We start from the raw sequence: 3990 nt of genomic DNA, 5'->3' as shown, positions 1-3990 counted from the left end.
GTGTCTGATGATTTAAATCTTCTTATTTTTTTAAATTAAGATGTAATCGATTACAAATGGTTGGAAAAAGAATTGCTTAATATCCGATTAAAAAGGGATTTTTAATTTGTATTTCTGGTAAGTACAATCAATTACAAGTACAGGTAGTAAAAGCAGCTTCTTCTTATAATAAATTAAAAAATACAGTCTTTTTCTAGAATGTTTTGTAATCGATTACATGTATCTTGGCTCAATTATTTCTTATCTAAATTAATTTAGGGAGGTGATGAAATCTCAGTATTAATACACCATGTACTCATAAGGAATCTTTAAAGATAGGGGAGAAACCATGAAACTAGGATATCAGACAAATACGTGGGGCGGGGTAGTAGGGCACCCTGCCGGAGTCACTTCGATAAAAGACCTTTATTACCTTGCAAATGGATCAACAGAAGAAGCTTTAAAAGATATTGCAGAAGTTGGATATAAAGGATTTGAAATGTTTGACGGAAACCTAATGGAATTTAAAGATAGAAAAGAAGAATTTAGAGCATTGCTGAACCGTTACTCTTTAGACTTTATTGGAGTTTACACTGGAGGGAATTTTATTTTCCCGGATATTTTGGAAGAGGAATTATTAAAAATTGATGAGGTTGCGGCTCTTGCCTCTGAACTAGGAGCGCAGCATCTAGTAATTGGCGGAGGAGCTATCCGTACGAATGGTGTTTTAGAAAGTGATTACGCTGATTTAGGCAATGCTCTTAATCGAGTAGTAGTAATTGCAGAGAAATATAATCTTATTCCAAGCTATCACCCGCATTTAGGAACAAACGTAGAGGCCCCAGACCAGTTGGACAAATTAATGGCACTAACAACGATTAATTTATGTCCGGATACAGCGCATATCGAAGCAGGTGGAGGGAATCCGGTAGAAGTAATTAAAAAATATGCAGATCGCATTAAATATATTCATTTCAAAGATTATTATAATGGAGAATTTCTTCCTTTAGGAGAAGGACATCAAAAGTTTGATCAGATGATCCAAGTGCTGGATGGAATTGGGTATGATGAATGGCTTACAGTAGAATTAGATAGCTRTAATGATCCGAAAAAAGGAGCAGAAATCAGCTTTAACTTCTTATTAAGTTTTGAAACGGCAAATAAGTCTTAAGGTCAAGAAGAAAGTAGCAGAGATAATATATTAGGAACTTGAAGCCTAATTTACCATAACGATATAGCAGATATTATTTAAAAGATAGTAGATCGGAATAAATAGACTACTTTCATAGGAGGAGAATAAAAATGAAAAAGTTAAACGTAGGTATGATTGGCGGAGGATTTATGGGGAAGGCGCATGCACTTGCTTATGCAGGTATGCCAATGTTTTTTTGGCCGGCGCCAGCAATTCCTCAACGACACACAGTCGTTGATGTGACCGAAGAGTTAGCAAAAGATGCAGCGGAACGTTTAGGATTTGAAAACTATTCATCTGATTGGAGAAAGGTAGTAGAAGATCCTGAAATTGATATTATTGATATTGTAACACCAAATGACTCTCATGCAGAGATTGCCATTGCAGCTGCCAAAGCAGGTAAACATATCATTTCGGAAAAACCGTTAGCACGAACTGCAGCAGAAGCAAAAACAATGCTTGATGCAGTAAAAGAAGCAGGCGTTAAACATATGGTCGCATTTAACTATCGTAGAACACCAGCCGTTGCTCTAGCAAAAAAATATATTGAGGAAGGAAGAATCGGAAAGATTTTAAACTTCCGAGGTACGTACCTGCAAGACTGGTCTGCGGATCCTAACTCGCCTTTATCATGGCGCTTCCAAAAAGAACGAGCTGGTTCAGGTGCATTAGGTGATATTGGAACACATGTGATTGACTATGCAAGATATCTTGTGGGTGACATTTCAGAGGTAATGGCTGTTGCAAAGACATGGATTGGTGAACGACCGATTCAAAGTGGTGTTGTAGATAAACTAGGAACTGTAAAAGCAGAAGCTGATGTACCAAAAGGTAAAGTTGATGTAGACGATGAGTTTTCAACTTTAATTAAATTTGATAACGGCGCAGTAGGAAGTATTGAAGCCACTCGTAATGCCTGGGGTCGCAACAACTTCTTAACATTTGAAATTCACGGAGAGAAAGGTTCATTATATTTTAACTATGAACGCCGTGATGAGCTTCAAGTATGTTTCTCCGATGATCCGAGTGATAGCCGCGGATTCAGAACAGTTTATACAGGACCTGCACATCCATATGGAGAAGGTCTATGGCCAATCCCAGCATTAGGAATTGGCTACGGGGAAACAAAAATTATTGAAACATATGATTTCCTCAAATCAATCGCTGAAGATACAAGTGTATCACCAGATTTTGAAGATGGCTATCAGATCGCTGTTATTTCGGATGCTATCCTTGAATCAGCTGAAAACGGTATATGGGTTAATCTTACAGGAAATTTAGTGAAAGCTTAAATAATAGTTTAGTAGAGGCTAGTCCTAGTAGACTAGCCTTTATTAGAAATAGGGTTGTTGATTTGTGATTCGGTCAATAGAGATAAGTTAACAAACGGCTATAAAGGTTTGAATTCTTTTTTGAGCTACTACGTAAGTAACAGAAATCATGGAAAATACAGTTTATTAAGGTGGAGAAAGAAATGGAAAAAATACAAGTTGGAGTTATTGGGACAGGATTTATTGGGCCTACTCATATTGAGGCTATCAGAAGACTCGGTTTTGTAGAAGTAGTTGGATTAGCAGAACATGGTCAGGAAGTAGCAGAACAAAAAGCGGTTGAACTTGGAATTCCGAAAGCTTATGGGGATTATCGTGACATGTTAAAAGACAGTGATATTCAAGTTGTTCATAACTGTACACCTAATCACCTTCACTTTCAAATTAATAAAGAAATTATTCAAGCAGGCAAACATGTGTTATCGGAGAAACCATTGGCTATGTCTAGTGAAGAGTCTGCCGAGCTATTGAAATTAGCTAAAGAGCATCAGGTCGTACATGGCGTAAACTTTAACTACCGCCAATTTCCGATTGTAAAACAATTAGAAACGATGATCAGAAACGGTGAGTTAGGGAAAGTCAACTTAGTGCACGGAAGCTATTTACAAGACTGGTTATTGTTCGAAACAGACTTTAATTGGCGTTTAGCTCCCGAAGTCGGAGGGAAATCACGCGCGGTAGCAGATATTGGTTCTCATTGGTGTGATACAGTTCAATACGTAACAGGTAAAAAAATTGTCGAAGTTTTTGCTGATCTAGCAACTGTTATACCAGTAAGAAAAAAATCTACTTCTCAAGGATCTACTTTTGGGGGACAAAAAGGACAAGAAGAAGTATATGAAGATGTTCCGATTAACACAGAAGACTATGCGTCTGTTCTTGTACGCTTTGAAGACGGGATAAAAGGCTTATTTACTGTGTCTCAAGTAAGTGCAGGGCGAAAAAATAGGCTAAGCTTCGAAATCGCTTGCAGTCAAAATTCTGCTTTTTGGAATCAAGAAGAACCAGAAAAGTTGTGGATTGGCTATCGAGATCAACCAAATCAAACTCTTCTTGCAGATCCTACTTTATTTAATCCTGAAGCAAAATCGTCCATTCATCATCCGGGAGGCCATAATGAAGGCTGGCCAGATGCGTTAAAAAATGGGTTGTTGAATTTCTATACATTTATTCGGGAAGGTAAAAACCCTTTAAGTGATAAAGCCACTTTCGCAACATTTGAAGATGGACATATGTCGATGTGCATTACCGACGCCATTTTAGCAAGTCATGAACAACAAAAATGGATGAAAGTGAAGGTAAAGCAGGAGGTACGTGCATGAAATTAGGTGTGTTTACAGTTCTTTATCAAAACTTGCCTTTTGAAGAGATGCTGGACAAACTATGTGAAATGGGTGTAGAGACCGTTGAATTGGGCACAGGCAATTATCCAGGAAATAGTCATTGTAATCCGGATGAATTACTAGAGAACCCAGAGAAATTAAAAAC

Annotated in this window: 3 protein-coding genes and 1 pseudogene; all 4 read left to right on the top strand. The window is 37.6% G+C overall.

The genetic code is table 11. The features are described 5' to 3' along the window. The first annotated feature begins 328 nt into the window (after window positions 1-328). Window positions 329-1150 (top strand): sugar phosphate isomerase/epimerase family protein, encoded by an 822-nt coding sequence (locus AC1DRF_RS18515; protein ID WP_477741353.1) that lies wholly within the window; start codon window positions 329-331, stop codon window positions 1148-1150. Between the two features lie 131 nt (window positions 1151-1281). Then, entirely contained in the window at window positions 1282-2463 is a 1182-nt protein-coding gene (locus AC1DRF_RS18510; protein ID WP_251387630.1) for a levoglucosan dehydrogenase, read from the top strand. Between the two features lie 182 nt (window positions 2464-2645). Next, on the top strand, window positions 2646-3824 hold the full coding sequence (locus AC1DRF_RS18505; RefSeq protein WP_097825068.1) for a Gfo/Idh/MocA family protein: 1179 nt from the start codon (window positions 2646-2648) through the stop codon (window positions 3822-3824). Continuing rightward, a pseudogene (locus tag AC1DRF_RS18500) lies at window positions 3821-3990 on the top strand (sugar phosphate isomerase/epimerase); the annotation flags it as partial. The gene AC1DRF_RS18505 and the pseudogene AC1DRF_RS18500, both read left to right, overlap by 4 nt.

This window comes from Priestia sp. P5_B4, from assembly GCF_056400385.1.
This window is presented reverse-complemented; position numbering and strand designations above follow the sequence as displayed.

Coding starts and splice junctions, on each gene's coding strand:
- AC1DRF_RS18510 (WP_251387630.1), top strand. CDS start 1,282: ATGAAAAAGTTAAACGTAGGTATGATTGGCGGAGGATTTATGGGGAAG.
- AC1DRF_RS18505 (WP_097825068.1), top strand. CDS start 2,646: ATGGAAAAAATACAAGTTGGAGTTATTGGGACAGGATTTATTGGGCCT.